Annotated in this window: 13 protein-coding genes; 5 read left to right on the top strand and 8 right to left on the bottom strand. The window is 38.3% G+C overall.

From position 1 onward, the window contains the following. Window positions 1-41: 41 nt before the first annotated feature. Together H8B17_RS10880 and H8B17_RS10875 are read right to left on the bottom strand one after the other, a co-directional pair. Window positions 42-296 carry a hypothetical protein gene (locus H8B17_RS10880; RefSeq protein ID WP_190309187.1) on the bottom strand — a complete coding sequence of 85 codons (255 nt, stop codon included), beginning with the start codon at window positions 294-296 and terminating at the stop codon, window positions 42-44. 42 nt (window positions 297-338) lie between these two features. Then, window positions 339-884 (bottom strand): YfiT family bacillithiol transferase, encoded by a 546-nt coding sequence (locus tag H8B17_RS10875; protein ID WP_223816485.1) that lies wholly within the window; start codon window positions 882-884, stop codon window positions 339-341. 471 nt (window positions 885-1,355) lie between these two features. Between H8B17_RS10875 and H8B17_RS10870 the strand changes: the two genes are divergently transcribed. Beyond that, entirely contained in the window at window positions 1,356-1,685 is a 330-nt protein-coding gene (locus tag H8B17_RS10870; protein ID WP_190309186.1) for a hypothetical protein, read from the top strand. A gap of 792 nt (window positions 1,686-2,477) precedes the next feature. Next, window positions 2,478-4,844 (top strand): S8 family peptidase, encoded by a 2,367-nt coding sequence (locus tag H8B17_RS10865; RefSeq protein ID WP_190309185.1) that lies wholly within the window; start codon window positions 2,478-2,480, stop codon window positions 4,842-4,844. 12 nt (window positions 4,845-4,856) lie between these two features. Here the strand turns inward: H8B17_RS10865 and H8B17_RS10860 are convergent, their stop codons facing one another. The 6 genes from H8B17_RS10860 to H8B17_RS10835 all read right to left on the bottom strand — a co-directional run bounded on the left by H8B17_RS10860 (window position 4,857) and on the right by H8B17_RS10835 (window position 13,281). Continuing rightward, window positions 4,857-5,882 (bottom strand): AAA family ATPase, encoded by a 1,026-nt coding sequence (locus tag H8B17_RS10860; RefSeq protein ID WP_190309184.1) that lies wholly within the window; start codon window positions 5,880-5,882, stop codon window positions 4,857-4,859. Between the two features lie 259 nt (window positions 5,883-6,141). After that, a complete protein-coding gene (locus tag H8B17_RS10855; RefSeq protein ID WP_190309183.1) occupies window positions 6,142-7,437 on the bottom strand; it encodes a reverse transcriptase domain-containing protein in 1,296 nt (431 codons plus the stop codon). Window positions 7,438-8,213: 776 nt separating this feature from the next. Continuing rightward, window positions 8,214-11,255 (bottom strand): RNA-directed DNA polymerase, encoded by a 3,042-nt coding sequence (locus H8B17_RS10850; protein ID WP_190309182.1) that lies wholly within the window; start codon window positions 11,253-11,255, stop codon window positions 8,214-8,216. Window positions 11,256-11,358: 103 nt separating this feature from the next. Continuing rightward, window positions 11,359-12,219, bottom strand: a complete 861-nt coding sequence (locus H8B17_RS10845) for a hypothetical protein (RefSeq protein WP_190309181.1) — start codon at window positions 12,217-12,219, stop codon at window positions 11,359-11,361. Between the two features lie 65 nt (window positions 12,220-12,284). Then, the gene (locus tag H8B17_RS10840; protein ID WP_190309180.1) at window positions 12,285-12,650 is read right to left on the bottom strand and encodes a hypothetical protein; all 366 of its coding nucleotides are present in this window, start codon (window positions 12,648-12,650) and stop codon (window positions 12,285-12,287) included. 73 nt (window positions 12,651-12,723) lie between these two features. Further along, a complete protein-coding gene (locus tag H8B17_RS10835) occupies window positions 12,724-13,281 on the bottom strand; it encodes a hypothetical protein (RefSeq protein WP_190309179.1) in 558 nt (185 codons plus the stop codon). A gap of 803 nt (window positions 13,282-14,084) precedes the next feature. Between H8B17_RS10835 and H8B17_RS10830 the strand changes: the two genes are divergently transcribed. The 3 genes from H8B17_RS10830 to H8B17_RS10820 all read left to right on the top strand — a co-directional run bounded on the left by H8B17_RS10830 (window position 14,085) and on the right by H8B17_RS10820 (window position 19,236). Next, window positions 14,085-14,354, top strand: coding sequence for a hypothetical protein (locus H8B17_RS10830; RefSeq protein WP_190309178.1), 270 nt, complete (start codon window positions 14,085-14,087; stop codon window positions 14,352-14,354). A 317-nt stretch (window positions 14,355-14,671) separates the two neighbouring features. Continuing rightward, window positions 14,672-16,048, top strand: a complete 1,377-nt coding sequence (locus H8B17_RS10825; RefSeq protein WP_190309177.1) for a TlpA family protein disulfide reductase — start codon at window positions 14,672-14,674, stop codon at window positions 16,046-16,048. A gap of 8 nt (window positions 16,049-16,056) precedes the next feature. Further along, window positions 16,057-19,236: a SusC/RagA family TonB-linked outer membrane protein gene (locus H8B17_RS10820; protein WP_190309176.1), complete on the top strand. Its 3,180-nt coding sequence runs from the start codon at window positions 16,057-16,059 to the stop codon at window positions 19,234-19,236. Window positions 19,237-19,250: the final 14 nt, after the last annotated feature.

Below are 19,250 nucleotides of genomic sequence, written 5' to 3'. Positions count from 1 at the left end.
AAATAATACATACAGAAGGGATTCAGAGCGAATATCGAACATTAAATATTTCTCGACGTCTTTAAGAAATAAGATGGATAGGTGAGCGCGATGAAATACAAGAGATAATATACAGGATTGACGTTTCTGATGGCTAAGAATATCGCTACTATTAATGTGGGATAAAGTCCCATATAAAGCCATGTCGCGGCATAACTGCCCATTCCGTAAGCAAAAGTTGTTATTGAAATAGGAAACAAAGCTATTAACGTGATGATACTGATCGTGATTATGATGAGTTTAGCATTTTTAGTCATACAAGAAAATATTAGGCGAGGAAGCGCTCGATTTCCGCTTGTCTATTCGGTTGCGTCGTCAGATTTTTTTGCATTTACGATATGGGCAAGATGGTGATTGCCGTGCCAAGCATAAATACCTATGTTTGTTTCTAGTGAAGTCCGTTCGTTTGTTTCCGGGTGTATGAATTGCCTTTTGAGATCTTCTGCCGAAAGTGATTTTAATAATGATGTCCATCGTCTATGGAGACCGCTTAATAAATCGAGCGAACTGGTTGTTGGTAATTGATTTGCATCGGGAAGCGCAGCCCAAAGATTTTCAAAATAAGGCTTTATGATCGGTGTCTCCTCAGTCAACGCCAATTTGAACCGGATGAAACTATTCATATGACTGTCTGCACAATGATGTACGAGCTGTTTTATAGTCCATCCCTCAGGTCGGTACTGCTTGTGTAGTTCTCTTTCTGTTAAACCGCTTACTTCTTTATTTAATCTCTCTGGAAAGCTTTCGATACTATCTATCCACTGCATAAGCGTTTGGGAAGTTATGATTTCCGGTTTTAAAAATTTCCCAATAGGGTACCTGAGTTTATCTATACTAATTTCCATTTATCTGCAATATATTGAATTGTTTCGTGATTGCCTTCTTTACTTTTGTTGCGGTTTTAGTTCTTTTTTGATTTTAGGCATAACTTAATTGATCGTTCATAATTCATTATACCAATAAAGGTAACAATAAACTTTTATTGTATGCGATGAATCCCTCATTTGTGCATGCACTAAACAGAAAGATACACGCCGTCGCTGTTTTTTCATATGCCGACGTCGCATCCTTGCTGGTTAATGAGGGACTCAACGAAAAGCTATAGAGTTTCTAACGTCTCTTCGAATGCTATTTAACCTTTGTTTATACACTGTTCGGACTCTGTTCGCCCGTTCAACGATAATTTACCGTGTATTTACCGAGGATTTACCGTGCGCAACACGGTAAACCCTCGGTAACTTACCGGTAGAATGCCGGTAATCTTCCGAACAACATGCGAATAACATCCGAACAAGGTCTTAACAAAATCTACGCATGTGGAAGGTGTGTATACTAAGTTTCAAGTGCAGTTTATCAATAAGGAGTATATAGCACAGCAGGAGTTTGGTCAAAATGACGGTGCGATTGACGGCGCAACAAAAGCGTTAAAACGAAAACTAGTCGTACTCATCAAGGCTATTTGGAGTGACGAAGGAAAAAATATTGCAGATTATACCGCTGATACAAACCTGGGTAGTCAACGAACACTCGAACGCTACATGCAGCAACTCCGTAAAGGTGGCCTTGTCGAGTTTAGGGGGGACGCTACACAGACTGGAGGTTATTATTTAACGGAAACGTTACGGGATCACCTCTCAAAAAATTGAGAATACTTTTTCTTTACTCATAACCAATCTAAAAAAACCTGCTCATACTGATTCTAAGTTTATCTAAAAATGTGAAAGAGAAATAAGTTTAGATAAACATTTGAAGTTGGTTTATCGTTAATTTGTTGTTTTTTAGTTTTTTAAGTTTATCTAAAAATTTGAAAGAAAAAAAAATTTAGATGAACTTAGATAATCTTACTGAAATGCTAGGTAACGGTACGCGCTGTATGGTTAACACTGTAAGGGTTGTGGTTTGTCTGGTTCTGTTTGAAAAGAAGATGACGCTTATCTAATGCTTGAATTCCCTGGGCTTGGAATAGGTGAGGGTGTGAGTGATGGTTTAAACGAAGGTGTGAGTGGTATGCTTGTAACGGGTGTAAGTGAGGGTGTAAATACTGAACTCCGTAAGCTTGTCAATCTTATAGATATGGTTCTCGAAATGGGTGCTAGAAAACTTGCTATCGCTGTTGAGCAGAGGTCATTTTACTGTAGAGCTTTAATTAACAGACACTCTGCGAAAATCAACTGATCGAATTCATGGAGTGCCAAAGGATGAAAGGTATTATCTGATGGATTTTACATAAATGGAGGATAATTCTTCTTGCAAAAGATATTAGAAACTAAAATCAACTAAACTAATGGTGTCTTTTGTTCAAAACATTGCAAAAAGCAAGATATTTATCTATATTCGTAATAACCAGTAAATCAAGGAATATAAACCAGCTGTTTCTAAATATGAAAAAACCACACGTTTTACTAAATACACGTATTCAGAAGGAAAAAAGTGTCTCTATGAAATACAACTACGGTTTTGGAGACAAAGAAGATGACGACGGTCATACGAACGATCGGAATGATTCTGTTGCCATTGGGAAAAATCTTCGTTCGTCATATGTAAAGTTTGGAAAAGACAGAAACCAAAGGCTATCAAATAGAAACAATTCGCTGGATGTGCCTATGCATATCGATTATATTCGTATCAATTTTTGGGGACAGTTCGCAGTCCATGATTATTTTGCCAAATGGTATGAGCAGTTTGGTCTTGAGGTTGTTGAAGTTAGTAATTTCGGAACCACTATTTTATTTGCTGTAACAGAAACAGATAAGTTTAGCAATTTTTTACAATCTATTGAATCCGTGATCAAGAATGCTGATGATCATGCTGGGCGCTCATACTCTAAACTTATCCATTATATACAAGATTTTGAGCTGTTGACGACTTCTGATATAGTGTTGACCACCGATAAAGAAGGTGTGTTCATTTTTAAATTGGCAGACCTTATGGTTCATAATAATGGACTAGAGGCAATCCTTGTAAAATTAGAGGATTATCTTCAACAGAGAGCCATAACTCATATTATTAATCGGGAAATAGGCATCGTTGAAATATATAGCACAGACGCGCTCGACTTAACTGAAATAGTCAATAATTTCGATATTGTGCTTCAGGTTACATCAGGTAGAGCGACTCTTATCAAGCCTTCGGTTTTCAATATCCCTCAGCGAGATTACGGGTTTGAAGTAGCAGATATGCCGAATCTCCCACTGGTCGGAATCATTGATTCAGGGATTAGCATTAACACCCCGCTGGCAAAATTGATTGTAGTAGACGAGCGTCTTAATTTGACGACGACCTCTGTCATTGAGGATAATGTAGATCGAGGAAGAGGGCATGGGACAACCGTAGCCGCATTGGCGGCACTTGGATCTGAAGCGGTGTTACGCGAATATCGTGGCGTTTTAACGCCTGACTGTCAATTACTGCCGATTAAAATTACAGATGCGGCAAGCTCGTTCATATCGATTGCCCGCGTTTTAGAAATTCTAAGAGAAGCCAAACGTAGTTATCCGCAGATCAAAATATTTACGCTGACTATTAATTTCTCCCAAAACAGAAAATACAATGAGCACTATTCAAGCTATGCCTATGCACTCGATAAATTCTCGTTCGAAAATGATTGCTTGGTGTTTATTTCGTCAGGTAATAACGCGAATGCTATACTTAGAACAAATGGCTATGACCTTCGTTATTTCGAAAATGAGGAAGCCAACCTTTGTAGTCCCGCGGAATCACTGAATAATGTTACCGTAGGGGCATGTGCCGATTCTCTTAGGCATGGAGATTATGTAGGCATTTCTAATGGAAAAGAATACCCTACCATTTACAGTAGAAAGGGACATTATCGTTATGAACTCTTAAAAAAGAAGGCCAAGATCAATAAAACCCTTTTTAAGCCCGATCTTGTGATGGCGGGAGGTGACTATTGTTATCGGAATAATAGCTTAACAGATATAGGCGAAGGGAGTATGTTGCTACTTTCAGCAGATTCTACAGAAAGTTTTTATCAAAGCATAGGGACTAGTTTTGCCACTCCTTTAGCGGCTAATGCGGCCGTCCGAATTCAAAAGCGTTATCCAGATCTCCTGGCTTCGTCTATAAAAGCGCTGATGCTCAATCATTGTTCAGATAAACTGGTCGAAGAACTGAAGGAAAATAAAAAGATGTTGATTGGTCATGGATGCCTAAACGGCAATGACGTACTATATTCTGATAGCAATAGAATTAACTTTATTGTTGAAGACATAATAGATAGCGGAGAGCTCAAAATAATTCCACTCAATTTTCCTGAATATTTAATAACAGAGAAACTGGGGAAAACGCACGGACTACTGAAAGTGACAGCCACCTTGTGTTATCAGTTTCTTCCTGTCAAGGATAGTCAATTGGGATATTGTCCGGTATTGATCGGCTTTGGTTTCTTTAGAAATCATCTAGGGAATGATATACTGAAAAAAGAAGAAGAAGTAAAGTCTAAATTAAAAGGTAGCTTAACATTGTGGAGCCAAAATTGTAGATTTAAGGAAAAGCCTAATCCCTTTTCCAATGTACAGAAAATTAGTTTTGTCGTAAACGCTAAGGAATTGATAGATGAGAGCGGCGTGTTTAAAATAGGCATACATTGCCTTACCCATCCGCAGCTGAGACCTGGGGAAGACGTTTCATATAAAAAAGATAATAAGTTCTCTATAGCGATAGCGGTTGAAGAGACGGTCAACAAGAAAAAAGTAACGGGAAGACTATATGACGAGATGATTGCTATAAATGAAGTTGAAAATATCTTGACTGCCGACCAAGACCTCGAAGCAGAAGCATCATAAAAAAGCCTGGGCTTATTTAGTAGCCAAGGCTTCTTTTTCTTCAATCAGCAAATCTTTCCATATCTGCGTATTGATTTTGGGCTTCAGTTCCCGCATATTTTTCTGTGCAAAGAGACTACGCTTTATTGCATTGATCAATGTCTTCTGGATACTATAGTAGGAGAGGCCCTGCGCGCCGTCTATCAGCTGTTTCATCGATACTTTCCGGTCAAAAGAAAACTGACCTTCCTTTAAAACGAGCTGAATCAATTTATGTATCTGTTGTTGATCCGGCAACTCTAACGAAATTGCTAAGTCAAATCGGCGTAATAGCGCATCATCCAGCATATCCTTTTGGTTGGTCGCACAGATCACCATACTGCTCTGCGGTAGGTAATCAAAGAGTTGTAGGATCGTATTGACCACACGCTTCATTTCGCCGTGATCTTGGCTATAGTCGCGGACTTTACCTAACGAGTCAAACTCGTCTATAAAAATTATACAGTCTTCCTGTGCGGCTTTCCGGAAAATCTTGGCCAAGTTTTTACTGGTTTCGCCCAATTTGGACGATACAATAGCGCCAAGATTGACGACTATCATCATCTTTTGTAATTCCCCAGCGATGACATAAGACGCCAAGGTCTTACCACATCCCGATGGGCCATATAACAGTAGTTTGTTGGATATCGGAAGCTGATATTTAGATAGCAGCGCACTATTACGGTGCTCTTCTAGAAAATTGACAAGTTTATCTTTGGCAAAATCAGTACATACGAGATTATCCAACGTATAATCTGAAGTCAGTTTCTCTAGGATGAGTTCGTCCGTCTCGCGGTCTTGCAGATTTTGATAGTGCGAGGGTGATCCTACTTTTTGCAAAGGGCTATTTTGTTGCTTGCGCAAGTTGTCTTTTAGCAAAGACTGCAATTGCAGGGCAAAGTTAATCTTTTTACTATTCTTGTTATGTTCGATAAATTCGGTCAACGTAGACAATAGCTTCTCCTGGTCGTTTTCCAACCCGAATCGTGCAATGTCTTTTATGTAATCTTGTTGACTCATGTTTGTTGAATGTTCTTATAGCAACTTATACAAATGTATAAGTGCAAAGGTACAACTATTTAAATTTTTAATTTCAAATTTTATGCCGTGTTGATTCGTCGGGTTAATTGTATGGTTAAATATAGGGAATTATTTTAAATAAGCGGTTTTATCCACCAATTTTCTAATGATCTGAATCCCTAGCAAAGAAGATCTTTGTAAATTCTTGTTTCTGTCATGCGATAACTGGGAATAATATCTGGAGATATTTATAACGGGTTTATCTTTTTATGTCCGTGCCACGAATTCTTTTTAAAATGTCTGAGCAAAAAGGCACCCCACTGTGCTGTCGTTGTTTATTGCTTATGCCAAGTGGTTTATATCCTTTTCTATAGAGCTTAGTGTTTATCAGGTATTTTTTGTTCAGTTGAAAGTTGTGTCGAGAAAATAGTCTATACAGATAAACGTTTACAAATGCATCTGCTGCTTTTGCTTGAAAATCGATGTCCGCAAAATGATATGCAGCGATCCATCCTTCTAATAGATTTCTTAGCCTCACAAGACTATCTAACAGACTTAGGTCTATAGTTGAAGTATTTGGAATACAAATTCTTTCAATTTTGGATAAAAACTCTTCAAACTTTGCCTCTTCTACCCATGTCTTCGTTCCGTCAAATCTAATACTTAAAAAACTGAATTTCTGGTTTTTGACATTTAATATTTTACTACATTTGCGACGTGCTTGTTCCTTTCTATCTTCGACTAAAGAATAAAGGTCTAGCCCTAGATTTCCTTCAATTTCGCTTTTCGAGATCAAATAGGCTCGCTTTGCCTCCTCGTAAGATTTACATAAAATTATAAAATCATCCGCATACCGGATTAATTTTAAATCTTTAGTAGATGCTAGTGCATCGAAGGAGGATAAGTAAATATTAGCAAGCAAGGGAGACAATGGGTTACCTTGTGGTATGCCGTTTTCTGTACTTTTAAAAAGATCTTCATATATACCTCTATTCTGTAATTCTTTAATGTTTGCGATTTCTTGGTTTAAAGCTTCATCCAGAAGGTTATTTAAAGAGGGGTCACTAATATTAGTTTTAATAGTCTCTAGTAATTTATTCCTATCGACATTATCGAAAAATTTTACAATATCGGCCTCTAATATAGTTTGATAACCTTCATTGTAATAGTGTCTCATTCGGGAGATTGCTTGCGCTATACTCTTTCCTTTTTGATAGGCAAAACTATAAGGATTATACAAGTTAAATTTATCGCTTAATTCATCCTCTAAAACAATGGCAATAGCTTTTAAGACGACTCGATCTTTTATTTCTGGTATCCTCAGAGGTCGCTGTCCACCATCCTGTTTCTTTATTGTTGCACCTTTAATTTTAGAGAATTGGAACTGTTCCGAAATAAGTTCATCACTGATCTGCTTTATATTTTCGTTCAGTTTTCGATCAAAGTCTGCAATAGTAATGTTTGAAAAGCCTTTTGAGTTTTTATTCGATCTATTTAGCTTTGTCCATGCATTGTGCAAAAAGCTGATTTCGGATATTTTTTTTAGAAGAGTCATTAAATGTATGAGTGTGGGTCCAAATCAAATTGAATCAACAATCGATCCTTGTAGGTTTGCATTCATAAATCATGTGATTGAGTTCATCCAAATGGTAAAGACAATTATCTTGCCAATCCAGCGCATGAATCTCTCAAAGCCATTCGCCATCTTTGCGGGACTATTGCCCTCACGCTTGTCGTTGACTGAAACAACCTCCGCTATTGGAAAGTCGTCTCTTCTTGTTTTTTAGCTCTCATTTTCTCGAATTGTGTATGGTCTCTCTCCAAAGATACCTTTTTTGAGGACTTTTCCAAATTTTTTGAAAATAGTTTCAGCCGGCGCCTCCCTGCCCCTTAAAGGTTGCCACTCCACAGTTATGGATAACCCAAACCTACAAGTAACCGTGTGTTTCACCGAGCATGGGATTGAGTTCATCCAAATGGTAAAGACAATTATCTTGCCAATCCAGCGCATGAATCTCTCAAAGCCATTCGCCATCTTTGCGGGACTATTGCCCTCATAGGCTAGGGACAAATATAGGGTTTTTTTTATCTTTTAGATTTAAAGTTATGCAGTTTTATGGAAAGTGGATCAATGACCTCCGAAATGAAGCCGTTTGTTTGTATCGATGACTTCTGAAATAATTGGGACAGTATTCCGAATTAGCTGGCAATTAGGGCCGACTTTATATTGTGATCTATGCAATATTTATATCTTGAGTACAATAGGGTTACTGACCTTAACCTAGATGGATTTTTTTGTCATGATAGCAGATTTAAGATAGAAAAAACTTTTTATGTTCCCCGGCCGTTTACTTTCTTGTGATCATAGTCAGGGGGAGTGGATTTGAAAGATTTGTCATTTCGTTGGTATGGCATACGTTTGTTCTGAAATTGACGGAGGCTTTTCACATCCAGCTTGTATTTCAATATCACATTGTTCTCACCACCTTTTATCCGGATAGGGTTCATAATGACTGATTCTGTAGGTTGTACTATTCTTGAGTCGCCATAGTCAGAAGTATTTGCTTGTATATAATAACAATGTAAATCTCTGCAGGTCGATTCTGCTATATTGCTGAAATAGTTTACATCCTTATTGTATTCGACTGCGAAAAGCATATCAAGCTCGGATCCAAAGATACTTCTGTGCACTACATTGGTTAGTTCATAACAATTATATAGTGTGAATTGAAATCCTCTCCATTTAAAGAGGTGGTAAGCATTTGGAGTAGTTTTTGGCACCTCTTTCCCTATACTTTCTATTGCATCAATTTCATTTGGTGAATAATGGTTTTTTAGCCGAGGTACGATGAAACATTCTTTTATTTTTCCTGATTTGATGGGTAGTATGGTTGTTGCGAGATTATAGCACTTATTGTTAACCGTGAAGTGCTCCAAGCCAAAGATAAAAGCACGTTGTTTCCTCCTTGCTTCATCGGCGTAAGCAAATAACCACTCGAACGGTACAAATGTTTCTGGGAGTAAAAGTAAATCGAGTCTTTCTGATGTAGCTTCGTTTAAAAGTTTTATGTGTGTTTCCCTTTTTTTCCTTGAAAGAATTGATTTTTTATTTATAGCTTCCGTAATATGAGACAGATGAACTTTTACGTTTGATACACCAATAGTCAGCTTTAAGTCCTCATTTTTCGTGTCATCTTTTATACTAACAATGTCAGTGGCTATTCGGGAAGTCTTTTTGGATTCAAATGTTTCCGAATACCGTTTATGTTCTATGGTCGTAGCTAAATCGTAGAGGCTGGTGTTATTGAGTTCATTAAATAAGGAGATACATTCTTTTGTGTATATTTCTTCAATCTTTTCGTTGTTTTCCGTACGAACAAAATGATGGAATAGCAACAGGTCTATTTTATTCGTATGGTTTTTTATTGCAGTTGCTATTTTTAACAGGCAAATTTCCTGTAAATGTATCCATCTAGGAATTCGCCAGTTTTCCGTTTTTAAACTCTCATCTAATTCTAATGTATTTTCATTGTCTTTGAACAAAATTTCCAATAAATCAACATCGCCAATTAGGTTCGTTTCTTGTTCGGTATAATAACGGGTCAAGACAAAAGGTGGGAACGGTAAGTAATGGTGTCGAGTAAGCAATGATTTCCTCAGTGATTTGATATTTTCTTTGATTACTAAGCGACGTTCGCCCAGTAATTTATCGTGTTTTGATAATTTATCATAAAGCTCTGGATAATGCGAAAAAGCGAGGGACAGACAATAGTCAAGATAATCATTCAGATTTGTTTTTATTTGCTCAATACCATTGCCAGTATATGAGATTTTGTTTATAGCTTTTACAATATCCTTGTGTAGTTTTTTAATCGAGCGGAGGTCTTTAGTCACAACTAGATAGGTGAAAACCTTTTCCCACATATTATAAAGAGACAATGTGGCAACACCATTGAAAAATCGAAAAACCTCTTTTGCTAATTTTTCGTCTGTAGAATTTAAATGTAACGTTGATAATTTAATTCTTTTTGCGAGGAATACGGAAGCTCCGTATTTGCTAGCTTTAACATCAGACACGCTCCTGAATTTATTAATAGTGTCTTCGTAGTGCATATCGTATGCCTTATCGTCAAGACTGTCCTCCATTTTCTCTTCATCTGGAAGAAACCAAAATGCACTACTGTTTTCTTCCAGTGTTTTTTCAAATTTGTTTAGCATTGCTAAAGGCCAATCTGGCGAAAAGTAAAATAGTTTTAATTTTTTTGTTTGTATCGTCAAACCATTACACATATTCTCGTTTAATTCAAATACATAAGGTGCATCATTTCCATTATCAGACTCTGTTTTTTTTAGGTTTAACGGCTTGTTGTCATAGAAAAAACGATCACGAATCCATTCCGTTATATCTTTAGTGTTGGAATTGTCCTGTTTAGGATTGTTAAAATCCGGTTTAACATTACTCAAAACAATAAAGATGTCATCTACATACCTTCCGTAATATACTGGTGCCATTTTGTCTTTGATGGACTTGTCAAAATCACTTAACAACCAGTTGGCAATGATTCCCGAAGAAACCAACCCAATTGGAAGAAGAGGTTTTTTTAAAGGGTGCTTGTCGCCAGTGATTTCATTAACTATCTGGGTGTGTTTGAAGCATATTTTTTCAATTATTGATGTTAATGATTTTTCAGAACAGTTCAAGTCCTTTTTTAATTGCCTGAAATCTACATGGACAGAATGAAAAAAATTTTTGATATCTAGTGAAACCAATAGTACGTCGTTTCCATCTTCTATCTGCTTTTTAGCTGCGCGGATTCCTTTATCTCTCCATTCTTGGTATTTGTCAAAATATTTTGAAAACAGACGTTTTTTTCCATCAATCTCTGTTGTGCCTTCCTTTAATTGGATATGATAGCCGTAGCTATCTTTTCCTATTTTATTAACTAAATGAACACCTTCTAATACAATCCATAAAGTTGCGATGATATGTAATTCTATTTCGCAGTCTATAAGGATTGTGGATTTACGTAGAATATATTTGTCATGATTATTAGCTCCTGTATTGCTTATTAATATGCCATTGACTTTATGAGAATTTGAATCGTTTTCGAAGCTCTTCGGGACAGTAAAATACCCTATTTGGGTAATCATTTTAGTAATCCTACTATTCAGATTACTACCCTTTAGATACTCATTAAGTTCTTGCCGAAGTTGTGATAGTTTTTGAGTTACATTTCCGTCACTCTCAAATCTTGCAAGCCTGATTCTTAATGCTAAGTTGAAATTGTCATAATACACAAATGATTTTAATCTGCTATAAGTATCCTTGATTATTTCATCTGTTATTTCTTTAAATTGCGCTTGCTCTTTCATTGTATTCTGGATGATATCGGCCCTTAAATTTACTAACTGACAATATTGGAGTCATTATCTGTGACTTCAAAGATTTTAGTCTGTTTATTTACCTTTGAAAAATTTAGCCAAGTTGGTTAAGCTGTTTAGAAACTTCTGCTTTTTTCTTTAGTTTTTCTTTCAATTCTATTTGTTCGTCAAGAATTATTTCGATGCACGTCTCAACAATTGGATACATGCTTCTACACTCTTCTTCAGATAGCTCATGGATTCCCTTGCTCAATACGGAATAAATTTTCTTGTTCTTTAGCAAAAAATCAGAAATGTCACCTTCCAGTAAGTTTAGCTTTTCTTTGAAGTCCTTTCTAGATAATTCATCTTCGGTTATTTCTCCTTTGGTAATTAGTTTGTTTAGTTCCGGTTTTACAATATAATTTTCAATTATTCTTCTTAGATATACAAATGATCCGACTCCGATACCATGAGAAAATAGCCCCTGTCCTTTACTGAGTTCTAAAAAAATGTTGTTGTCTAGCTTTTTATATCTTTCCAAATGTCTATTGGTTAGATCGGCGACAGAAGGAGATTGTGCTATTTTTAAAAAATGACCATTAAAAAACTTAAAGACTACCACGAAGTTGTGTTGATTTTTTGTTTTTTCTCTGCTACACTCGAATTCGCGAACAATGATATTGAGGTTAGATAGCCAATGGTTGTTCTCTTTCGGAGAATCTTTTCTTCTGAAGGGGTTATCATGACCTAATCCACTATTTACATATGTCTGCTGATAGAGATAATTATCTTCGTCCATTATTGGAAAAAACACACTTTCTCTTTTGCAAATAGGGCAGAAGAGATCTAAAGTGTATTTTATTTTACGGTGACAGTCAAACAAGATGTCCAATTCTTCTTGCTCGAAATCCGAATACTGATATTTAGAAAATAATCCATCAGAATATATTATTGCATTAATTTTCTCAGACATAGTAGTTTTTTACTGTTGAATATATTTACTATTTAGGTCATATTTGGTCCATACAAATATGCTGTTTATTGATCTATTTCAAGCTTTGAGAAAGCTTTAATTTTTTCAAAGTATTCATTCCAGAATTCTGTGTGTGATTGAGGGATGGTTCTGTCATTATAAAAGAAAATACATTCAATCTCACCATCTTCATTTTTTTTAATAGCATCCATATCAGTAATAATGTTTAAAATAGCTTTATCTGTTAATCCTTTGAACTTTGTGTGAATAGGATGTTCGGAATATGGCTTTTCTTGGTACATATTTTCTGAATTTCTTGTTGAATTCCAACCGAGAGGTACATATTCTCTATTAAAGGCAAACCATTCTCCCGAAGAATTCTTCTTCATTCCATAAGGTAAATTGATTCTAAAAAAATCAGTTAGTGACATAAACTTATTTGTTAAATATGGTAATAATTATCTTACTTAGGAGGCCACAATCCGTGACCTCAATACTCACTTTTTATTTCCCAGTCTTTTTTCGTCTTTCGTTAGCCTCAATATTTTTCTTTCTTTGTTCCCTTAATAATCTTTCATATTCTTTTTCAGAGTTTAATTGGACGTGAGAAAAAAATAACTTGGAAAAAGTGCCGATCTTTTCACCAGATGCTAATTCAAGTTTTGTAATTTCATCTATTCTTATATTTTCAAAAGAGTTAGTAAATAAGTAATCAATCCTACTCGATTTTATGTCTGTAGAATCTACTAGTTTCTTTTTCGGAAAAACTTCATACTGGTACTTATCCCTAAAATACAATCCCATTTTTGTTAATTCTCCATCCTTTTCTACCGTCTTAACTTTACTAAAAGCGTCTTTTCCGAAGAGCTTGTTTAGAAGTCCTTGATGTGTTTCTTCGAAAAGGAGTTTGAATAGTATAAACTGTTCACAGGTGAGATACTTGTGCTTTTTATTACTGATATTGCTTATTGTAGCGACAGGGATATTTGTCTTAGCATATATCTCAATATGTGAGTATCCACCTTTCTCTATTAATTTAGATAACTCAATTTCCCAACTCATGAATACACATTTTATAATTTAATTTTGATATTTTGTAAAGTGTTTACTATATTTGCTTAGTAATTAGTTGATAGCGATATCTAACGTAGACTGAAAAGTCTACTTAGCAACGACGTCACTCTCGTACCGAAATCGCCAAAATTCCCACGAGATGACCGTAGGTTCGCCATATCTCTGCGTAATCTGTATATTTGTACACATTACCAGAGGGTGAACCTTATGTCAGTCTTTCGGGGAACCCTAACTTCGGTTAGGTTGGCGTTTGGCGATGCCAGGTCGGAAGCTTTAAGGTTCACCCTTTGGTTTTTACCATAGTTTCCTTAGGCCTTCAGTGTCATCGTTCTACATAAACTTCAAGATTATGAAACGAACGAATTTTAACCCAAACATCACTACCCAAAGCCACCTCAAAAAGGTGCCGCTTCACCATTCCCGTAAACAACAAATAAAGAACGTTATCGCCGCACCCGAATAAAAAGCCATTGCAGTTAGCAAAAGGTGAGGGGCAAGGCACGCCTGCAAACGCAAATGAGGCCTTACTTCGCCCAGTCGTCCCAATGGACACATTTCACCCTATGTTTTCTGCTTTACCGACCTCTGATAAAATATGCACTATTTTTTGCATGGTTTCTTCGGTCAGTAATGGCATTTAAGTTCGTAGCACAATAAAAATAGCGTTTACTTTCCAAACCTGCAAAATGATTTTAGTCATATTTCTCCTTTTTTGGAAGGAGAAGAGGTCGGTTTAACTGATTTTCAAATTATTACTAATCATAAAACCGATTAAAACATGCAGCAATTTTATGCTAATGGGCGTGCCATGCCTAGAAAAATGGACGTTCGGCAAGTTGCCGACGATCCGTCGAAACAGAGTCGAGATTTGTTCGACACTTGTTCGGGTGCTGTTTGGGAAGTGTTCGAGTGCTGTTCGGGTAGTACCCGAACAACACCCGAAGCTCACCCGAAGGAGTACCGAAGGTGTCCCGAACCAGTCCCGAAGCGGACTCGAAGCGCGTCCGAAGGACACCCGAACAGTACCCGAAGAAACAGGTGGGTTTCTTGCCGTTTTTTAGGCACACTTAAAGCGAGGATCAAGTATAGATGCAGTAAGGATATAGTACTATTTACGCAACTTTTGCGTAAAATAGCTGAGCTACCGTTAATGTACCGCGAGTGTACTGTTAGTGTACGGGGAGTGTACCGAAAAGGTACTAGAGAAGTACTAGAAAGGTACTGGAGACCTACTAAAGATCCACTAAACACATGTACCTCTGGCGTAGATCAGCCGTATAGTAAAAGTAGGAGAGTAGTAGGGGTAGAGGCAATGAAGAACAAAGTAATCCTTTGTTTGAGAGGATTACGCTGTTTTTCAAGGAAATTATTATCTTTAATGACATCAAAGAACAAAGCCATGCCATTTATGGCGGTATGGCTTTGTTTTTCAAGGAGATCATTTCCCGTGATGGCCTTGAAGAACAAAGGAGTCCTCCTTTATGGACTCCTTTGTTTCATGTTGTTTAATCTATCAACAGCCTGGGCGCAGTCCGCGGAATCGCGGACTGCCGAAGGGCAATCCGAAATCAAACCATTACAGATAGGGGATACCATACCCGAGGAATTGTGGAATCTACCTTTGCAGGTGGTAAATCACCCTGACGGTAAGGATACGATCACGCTGAACGATTATCGCAATAAGAAACTGATAATATTAGATTTTTGGAATACGGGCTGTGGAAGCTGTATAGCTTCCTTCGACAAAGTTGGAGATCTCAATGCCGAATTTAAAGAAGATGTAGCGATTTTGCTTTGTAACAGCTACTACAGAGATTCCCGAGAGAAAGTTAACGCGGTTTTGAACAAGTCAGTGTTAAATTTCCGAGTGCCGTCGTCCTTGAACTCCCTAGAATTGAATGCATATTTTCCCCATCGTTTCGTACCACATATCGTCTGGATTGGCAATGACGGAAAGGTATTGAGTACCAGTTCTTCTTCCGAAATGGACAGTATTCAAATAGCGAATTATTTAAATGGTGAGCTGCTTGATCTGGTTACAAAAGAAGATGATGTTGATTTTGAGCCCAATATGCCTTTATTGGTGAATGGAAATGGAGCCAGCGAGGGTAGTTTTCGGTATAGATCTATCTTTATCGATGAGATAAAAGGAATCGGCAGAACGGTGGGATGGAAAAAATATAACGGAGGTACGAGATTTTACGCTTTAAACCAGTCCGTCCTAAACCTCTTAAAAATAGCATGGCCGGCTCTGGCTGGTACACCGGATAATAGGGTAGATATAAATTCTATTGTTTTAGATCTTAATGATGGAGACACCCAGCTGCGGTTTTGTTACGAACTGATCGTCCCGCAGAAACAGAACGAGGCGGTTCATAAGCTTATCCGGGATGATATCGAACGGTATACGCAGCTAACTGTCATCGAAACAATGGAACGAAGACCCTATTGGGTAATTACTACCCGTGACGACCTCACGAAGAGAGAGATTAGATCAGATGGACAGAAAGATAAAAGAAATGCTCGTCGAGATATGAAGCTGAGTGAAGCGGTCATGCGATTAAATTATATAGCAGATATTCCGTTGGTTCTTGAACAAAGGGCGAAAGGAGATGATCCTCCAATATCTATAGAATTACCCGAAAACCAACTAGATATGCAAACGCTAAAAAGGATTCTTGAAGAAGCAGGTCTACTTGTGGAAGAGCGGGTGGGCGATATTGAAGTGTTTAAGGTTGCGGATATCAAAGGGTAGGTTATGTTATGTTCAGAACAATTTTTGTTGTTATCCTTACGCTCACCAGTGTGAGTGTTTGGGCCCAAGTAGGCTATGTCTCTGGTAATGTGACCGGCAAAAACGGAGAGGCGATAGAAGGTGTATCCATTTTTTTGTCTCAAGCTGAGGCATACACGCGGACGGATGGCAGCGGATTTTACAAAATAGAGGTAATCAGCTATCCAGATACGATAACCATGTCGCATGTCGGGTTTCGGGATAAGATCATTCCGCTTCGTGAAGATGTTCAAAATTTAAGGACGACACTGGAAAGGCGGACGGAAGAAATAGAAGAGGTCGTTATAAATACCGGATATCAAAAAATTAATAAGGAACATGCGACAGGTTCGTACGAACACTTATCCTCGGAGCAATTAAATCTACAGACGGGCACGAATATCTTGGATAGGATAGAGGGTATGAGCAGTGGCGTATCATTTGAGCCGAACAAGGCAGAAACATTGAATCCCATAAAGGTGCGAGGAAATAGTACATTAAATGGCCCGCAGGATGTGCTGATTATTTTGGACGATTTTCCTTATCCAGGAGATATTAATAATATCAATCCAAACGATATCGAATCGATTACTATTCTCAAAGATGCTGCCGCTACGGCGATATGGGGTGCACGCGCGGGAAATGGAGTGATTGTCCTAACTTCTAAAAAGGGAAAGGCAGGACAACCATTGTCGGTTGATGTAAATACCAACGTCTTGATCGAGATGAAGCCTGATCCGTTCTTTGAACCCCGAATTTCCTCGGCAGACTATATCGATGTTGAGCAGATGCTGTACAGGAACGGCTTTTATGATTTTGACATTATGCTAAATCCTTATACCCAAGCAGCATTTTCTCCAGCGTTGGAAATATTTGTCCAGACAAAAGAGGGATTAATTTCTAAACAAGATTCTACAATGGCGATCAACTCGTTGAAAGATGTGGATTTGCGTAGAACTTATCGCGATATGGTGTACGAGAACAGTGTTACTCAACGGTATGGTGCGTCAATTCGTGGAGGTGGGAGGATAAATACATTCAATGCGGGAATAAATTTGGATAGGACAATGGGGCATCTTTCACAGAAAAATGATAGACTGAACATCAAATTGGACAATTCGATCAATATCACCAATTCGCTACGTTTGGACTTGGGAGCTTATTTTACCGATAACGTTTCCCGTTCGGGAAAGCCCGATATGAATTCGTTTAGGATAGCAAACCGAACAGTACCTTACATCCCACTTTTTGATATGTGGGGTAACGAACTTGCCGTAGCACACAAATACCGGCCGGAATTTATTGACACGATTGGAAACGGACGGCTTTTGGACTGGCGGTATTTTCCAATGTCGGACTGGGAAAATTCTCCAGAAACCGTGAAACGAAGAGAATTTATAGCAAATGTAGGTCTGCGTTATCAGGTCACGGATAAAGTGGGGGTATCAGTAAAATACCAAAGGCAATCACAGACAGCGGATACAGAACGACGTTATCTGGAAGACAGTTATTACGCGCGTGATTTAATAAACCTGTATAGTCAAATCGGAAGCGACGGGAATATAATCAGCGCAGTACCCGAGGGAGGCGTTCAAAACTGGCAGCAAATGGATGTAACGGCTTATAACATCCGAATGGCCACCGACTTCGTCCATCAATGGGCGGCTCATGAGATTAACATCTATGGTGGATGGGATATACAGGAGGTCGAAAACCGTTTGGAAAGTGGTACACGGTACGGCTATCGCATAGATCCCTTAACTTCGACGATGGTAGATGTTACAAAAAACTATCCGCAGATAACGGGTGGACAGGGGCTTTTGCCTTATCAGAACGGACTGAGACGCAATATCAATCGATTTGTATCGGTTTTTGGCAATGCGTCATACGGTCTCAATGAGCGTTATTATATTACAGGGAGTTTTCGTAGGGATGCTGCAAACATTTTTGGTCTTTCAACGAATGACAAATGGAAACCATTGTGGTCTATTGGAATCGCATGGAATCTCCATAAAGAGCATTTTATGGAACATTGGAATGTGCAACGCGCTAAATTCCGGGCGACATACGGTAAGAGCGGAAATGTGAATCCAGCAAAGAGTGCGCACCCCGTTGTGAATTTTTATTCGCCCAGACCGCAGCTAAACTACTACCGTGCAGGTAGGGTGACGACTATAAACAATCCGTCCTTACGGTGGGAGCAGGTCTCCACGTTGAACTTGGGTTTGGACTTAACGTTCTTAAACGGTTTAGTAGATGTTAGTGCCGATTATTATCACAAACGGGGAGATGATCTCTATGGTCTTGCTCCTTACGATTACACCAACTGGGGGCTAAACTCCACTATCGAAAGAAACGTTGCATCTATAAAGGGACACGGAATAGACCTAAGTATGAAGATTCGAAAACAGTGGGGAGAATGGTTATGGCAGCCGGGATTACTTTTCAATATATACAGGGACGAAGTGCTTGAATATTACCATCCCGAAGGGGTCGTTTACAGGCCTACTAGTGGAAGTGCAGTATCCCCTGTAGTTGGCAAACCGGTATATGGGATTCAAAGCTATCGATGGGCAGGTTTGGACAATAGGGGGAACCCGCAAGGTTTTTTAGGCGAGGAAAAGAGCATAGACTACAACGCGCTGATAAATGTGCTACCGATGCATGTTGACAGTCTCGTATTCTCAGGAGCTGCGCAACCAGTGGTTTTTGGAAATTTGTCGAATGGATTGCATTGGAAAGGTTTCTCGCTGGATTTCAACATATCATTCAGATTGGGGTATTATTTCAGAAGGGGAGGCATAAACTATAGCAGCCTGTATACGCAGGGAAATGGACATGCTGAGTTTGCGGATCGTTGGCAAAAAGAAGGTGATGAGCGAATCACAGATGTACCATCCATGGTTTATCCGAACAATCAAATGCGGGACACGTATTACCTGTCGTCGGAAACTACTGTTGAAAGAGCCGATAATATCCGCTTGCAGTTTATAAACTTAGCCTACCGCCTAAAAGATAATTATGCCGCCCGATTGGGAATGAGAACACTTACACTTTCGGTAAATGGTTCCAACTTAGGCGTGCTGTGGAAAAAAACAAAACTTGCAATCGATCCGGACGCCATTCAGCCACAACGTGTTTTTACCGTAGGCCTGCGCGCAGGATTCTAAAATAAAATAGAAAT

It is taken from the genome of Sphingobacterium arenae (assembly GCF_014692505.1).
GTDB lineage: Bacteria > Bacteroidota > Bacteroidia > Sphingobacteriales > Sphingobacteriaceae > Sphingobacterium > Sphingobacterium arenae.
Note: the sequence above shows the minus strand (reverse complement) of the source record. Positions and strands in the feature narration are given on the sequence as shown.